The sequence below is a fragment of the Pseudomonas sp. Pse35 genome (assembly GCF_024519715.1).
GTDB classification, from domain to species: domain Bacteria; phylum Pseudomonadota; class Gammaproteobacteria; order Pseudomonadales; family Pseudomonadaceae; genus Aquipseudomonas; species Aquipseudomonas paracarnis.
Genome location: NZ_JALJRP010000011.1, coordinates 30,313 through 34,876, shown reverse-complemented (window position 1 = coordinate 34,876; position 4,564 = coordinate 30,313). Strand labels below are relative to the sequence as shown.

Below are 4,564 nucleotides of genomic sequence, written 5' to 3'. Positions count from 1 at the left end.
CAGGCAAGCCAGCTCCCACATTTGGAATTGTGAATACATTCAAGTGTGGGAGCTGACTTGCCTGCGATGAGGCCCTTCCAGTCACTGGAAAACTTAATGCACTTTGACCTCATCGACCTGCGCCTCTACCTGCACATCCTGGACACCGGCAATATCACCGCCGGCGCGGCCCGCAGCCACCTGTCCCTGGCTGCCGCCAGCGCACGCATCCGAGCCATGGAGTCTTCACTGGGCATCGCGTTTCTCGAGCGCGGCCGCCGTGGCGTGACCCCGACACCCGCGGGCAAAGCCCTGGCGCGGCATGCTCGCCTGCTGTTGCAGCAGGCCGACCATCTGCAGCAAGACCTGGCCGAATACGCCAATGGCGTCAAAGGCCAGGTACGCCTGCTGTGCAATACCACCGCTCTAAGCGAGTACCTGCCTGAACTGCTCGCTCAGTTTTTGCGCGAGCACCCCAACCTCGATATCGACCTGCAAGAATTGCCCAGCCTGCGCATCACCCACGCCTTGCGCCAGGGCACCGCCGAGCTGGGGATTATTTCCGATGCGGTAGACACCCACGGCTTGCAGACCCTGGCGTTTCGCGACGACCCGCTGGTGCTGATCATGCCCCTGGACCACCCGTTGACCAGCGCGAGTTTTATCGAGAGCTTGCAATACGACTACGTGGGCCTGGCGGCCAACAGCGCGTTGGCGGTTTACCTGGAAGAACAGGCACTGCACGCGGGCTTTCGCTTGCAGACGCGCATTCGCGCCGACGGTTTTGATGGGGTGATTCGCATGGTCGCCGGCGGCGCGGGCCTGGGCATCGTGCCTCAGGCCGCCTTGGACCGTTGGCCACCTGCACGGCGCTTCAAAGCCCACCCCCTGCAAGAAGAATGGGCCTGCCGCAAACTGTTGTTATGCGCACGCTCGTTCGAGCAACTGCCCGGTTACGTCAGCACATTACTCGCTGCGCTCACCGCCCCCCCTTGTAGGAGCGAGCTCGCTCGCGAAGATCGCCAACGATAACGCGAGCTATCAGGTTTAACGCGGCGCTCTCGGGTTCTTCGCGAGCAAGCTCGCTCCTACAGATGATGCGCGTTTGTGGAAGAAGGTGTAGTAAACCGCCGACAAGATCAGCAGGAACGGCACGCCAAACACCAACGTCATCTTGAAGGCGTCGGTGAAATAGGTGGTGATCATCACCGCCCCCATCAGCACCAACCCCAGCAACGTGCTGTAGGGAAACAGGCGCAACTGGAACGACAACTTCGCCCCGCCATGACGCTTGCGATAGCGGCGGAAAAACAGGTGAGTGAGGAAGATCATGAACCAGGTGAAGATTGCGCCAAACATCGAGATCGCCATCATCAGGGTGAACGAGCTTTCCGGGTACACCACGTTGAGCAACGTCGCCAGGGCAATGCCCGAACTGGACAGCAGCAATGCGTTGAGCGGGATGCCGTTCTTGCTCAGCGCGCCCATGGACTTGGGCGCAAAACCAGCGCGCGACAGGCTGAACATCATGCGCGTGGTGATGTAGAGCTGACTGTTCATGGCCGACAGCGCCGCGATCAGGATCACGAAATTCATCACCCCGGTGGCACCGGGAATGCCGATGGTCTGCATCACTGTGACAAACGGGCTCTGGGCCTGGCCGGCCTGGTTCCACGGCACGATGGCGAGCATCAGCGCCAGGGTCAGCAGATAGAACACCACCAGCCGCACGATGGTAGCGCGGAAGGCTTTCTTCACTGCCTGCTCCGGGTCGGCGGCTTCACCGGCGGCCACGGCGATCATCTCGACACTGAGGTAGCTGAAGATCGACACGATCACCGCGATCCACATGCCACTCAAGCCATGGGGGAAAAAGCCGTCGTGGGCCGTGTAGTTCTGCACCCCGTAGTCAGGGTTACCGGAGCCGAACACCACATACACCGCCAGGATGATGAAACCGACAATGGCGCTGATCTTGATCGTCGAGAACCAGTATTCGAAGTTGCCGAAGGTCTTCACGCTGATCGCATTGAGCAGGATCAGCACACTGGAAAACGACACGATCCACACCCACTCCGGCACGTTGGCGAACCAGTACTTCATGTACATCGCCACCGCCGTGACCTCGGCCCCCACCGCCAGCACAATCGCCGCCCAGTAGGCATAGCGCACCAGGAACCCGGCCAACGGGCTGATGTAGAACTCGGCGTAAGCGCCAAAGGAGCCGGAGGTGGAATGGGCCACCGTCATCTCCGCCAGGCAGCCCATCAGCAGCAAGGTAATCAACGCGCCGATGGCGTAGCTCACCAGCACGCTCGGCCCGGCATAACCGATGGCGTAGGCGCTGCCCATGAACAGCCCGGTGCCGATGGCGCCCCCGATGGCGATCATGCTCATCTGGCCGGAAGTGAGCTGGCGCCTCAGGCCCAGTTCACGGTGGGTAATCTCTGCAAAGCCGTTGTCTGGCGTGGTCACTGGTGTGCCCCTTTATTATTGTGATAGTGGCTGACGCTGAACCTGTGGGAGCTGGCTTGCCTGCGATAACGGTAGTGAATGCACCGACGCTATCGCAGGCAAGCCAGCTCCCACATTTGATCTGTGTTGCCCTTAAGTAACGCTGTTGCGCACTTTGAATTGCGCTTGGTCCCACGTAGCGTTATCGAGAATTTCACCGAGAATTTCCACGGCGTCCCACACTTCGGTAAAGCTGGTGTACAACGGCGTGAAACCAAAACGCATGATCCGCGGCTCACGGTAATCGCCGATCACGTCTCGGGCGATCAAGGCCTGGATCACCGCGTAACCTTCGGGGTGTTCAAAGCTGACGTGGCTGCCGCGCCGGGTGTGTTCACGCGGGGTGATCAGCTCCAGGCCGTGGGCGGCGCAACGACTTTCGACCAACGCAATGAACAGGTCAGTCAAGGCCAGGGACTTAGTCCGCAGGCGCACCATGTCGGTCTGGGCAAAAATCTCCAGGCCACATTCCACCATGGCTAACGAGGTAATCGGCTGCGTACCGCAGAGGTAGCGGGCAATGCCGGCGCTGGGGGCGTAGGTGGACTCCATGGCGAACTGCCGGGTATGCCCGAACCACCCGGACAACGGCTGGCGCACCACATCCACCAACGCCGGGTTGACCCACACAAACGCTTGGGAGCCCGGGCCGCCGTTGAGGTATTTGTAGGTGCAGCCAATCGCATAATCCGCGCCGGCGTGGTGCAGATCGACAGGCACCGCGCCCGCCGAATGCGCCAAGTCCCAGAGGCTCAGCGCGCCGCACTCGTGGCTCAGTGCGGTCAGGGCCGCCATGTCATACATGTAGCCGGTCTTGTAGTTGACGTGGGTGAGCATCACCACCGCCACGTCCGCATCAATGGCCTGGGGCAGTTCGGCCGGGCTGTTCACCAGGCGCAGGGAATAGCCTTGTTGCAGCAATTCGGCCAAGCCTTCGGCGATGTACAAGTCGGTGGGAAAGTTACTCGCTTCGCTGACGATGACCTTGCGCGCAGGTGTACGTTGGCGCTGCACACTCAAGGCGGCGCTGAGCACTTTGAACAGGTTGATCGAGGTGGTATCGGTGATCACCACCTCGCCCTCACGCGCACCGATCAATGGCGCCAGGCGATTGCCCAGGCGCAGGGACAAATCCGCCCAGCCGGCGCTGTTCCAGCTACGAATCAAGCCATTGCCCCACTCCTCGGCGATCACCTGTTGTGCCCGCTCCAGCGCCGCCACCGGGCGAGCGCCGAGGGAGTTGCCATCGAGGTAGATCACGCCTTCGGGCAAGGCGAATTGGGCACGCAGGTGGGCCAACGGGTCCTGGGCGTCGAGGGCTTGGCAATGGCTTCGAGTGGTCATGGGTCGTCCTGGTTTTTATAAGTGAGGATGGACCAAATAATGAACGAACTTTTAGAGAATTTTCGTGCAAAGTGGTGGGCAAACGTCTATTTAAGCTGTAGAAAATTCGAATTTAACCTCCAAACACGCGGATATCTTCCAAGCATGATTCTCGACGCTACCGACCTGCGCCTCCTGCATTTCCTGCAACAGGATGGCCGCATCAGCAACCAGGAATTGGCGGAAAAAGTCGCGTTGTCGCCGTCTGCATGCCTGCGCCGTTTGCGCCTGCTGGAGAGCGAGGGAATCATCAGCGGTTACCGCGCGGTATTGAACGCCGAACAGCTGGGAATCGAGCTGGAAGCCATCGTGCACCTGTCGTTGCGCCAGGATGTGGAGGACTGGCATGAGACGTTCATCAAGAAGGTGCAAGGCTGGCCAGAGGTGGCGAGCGCCTATGTGATCACTGGCGCCAGCAACTATGTGCTGCGGGTGCAGGCGCGCAACCTCAAGCACTTTTCGGACTTTATCGTGAACCATCTGAACCGCACGGCGGGGGTGATGGATATCCGCTCGGAGATAGTGCTGCAGAAGATCAAAGACCGGGATGAGGTGTTGGACCTGGTCGTGCGCAAATAACTAGATCACCAAAAAACCAATGTGGGAGCTGGCTTGCTGTGGCGAGGGAGCTTGCTCCCGCTGGGGTGCGCAGCGCCCCCAAAAAGCCGGCTCCAGCTTCGCTGTCGAG

General features: G+C 60.3%; 4 protein-coding genes. 2 read left to right on the top strand and 2 right to left on the bottom strand.

Going from position 1 to position 4,564, the window contains the following annotated elements:
* Positions 1-96 precede the first annotated feature (96 nt).
* Positions 97-1,011, top strand: a complete 915-nt coding sequence (locus tag OC445_RS12025; RefSeq protein ID WP_089042344.1) for a LysR substrate-binding domain-containing protein — start codon at positions 97-99, stop codon at positions 1,009-1,011.
* A 15-nt stretch (positions 1,012-1,026) separates the two neighbouring features.
* Here OC445_RS12025 and OC445_RS12020 read toward each other — a convergent pair whose 3' ends face one another.
* Complete coding sequence (locus tag OC445_RS12020) at positions 1,027-2,454, bottom strand: amino acid permease (RefSeq protein WP_034128766.1); 1,428 nt, start codon at positions 2,452-2,454, stop codon at positions 1,027-1,029.
* A 132-nt stretch (positions 2,455-2,586) separates the two neighbouring features.
* Positions 2,587-3,837, bottom strand: coding sequence for a kynureninase (gene kynU, locus OC445_RS12015; protein WP_198791558.1), 1,251 nt, complete (start codon positions 3,835-3,837; stop codon positions 2,587-2,589).
* A 144-nt stretch (positions 3,838-3,981) separates the two neighbouring features.
* Here kynU and OC445_RS12010 point away from each other — a divergent pair, with 144 nt between their 5' ends.
* Positions 3,982-4,455 carry an Lrp/AsnC family transcriptional regulator gene (locus OC445_RS12010; RefSeq protein WP_003176072.1) on the top strand — a complete coding sequence of 158 codons (474 nt, stop codon included), beginning with the start codon at positions 3,982-3,984 and terminating at the stop codon, positions 4,453-4,455.
* Positions 4,456-4,564 lie beyond the last annotated feature (109 nt).

Coding starts and splice junctions, on each gene's coding strand:
- OC445_RS12025 (WP_089042344.1), top strand. CDS start 97: ATGCACTTTGACCTCATCGACCTGCGCCTCTACCTGCACATCCTGGAC.
- kynU (WP_198791558.1), bottom strand. CDS start 3,837: ATGACCACTCGAAGCCATTGCCAAGCCCTCGACGCCCAGGACCCGTTG.
- OC445_RS12010 (WP_003176072.1), top strand. CDS start 3,982: ATGATTCTCGACGCTACCGACCTGCGCCTCCTGCATTTCCTGCAACAG.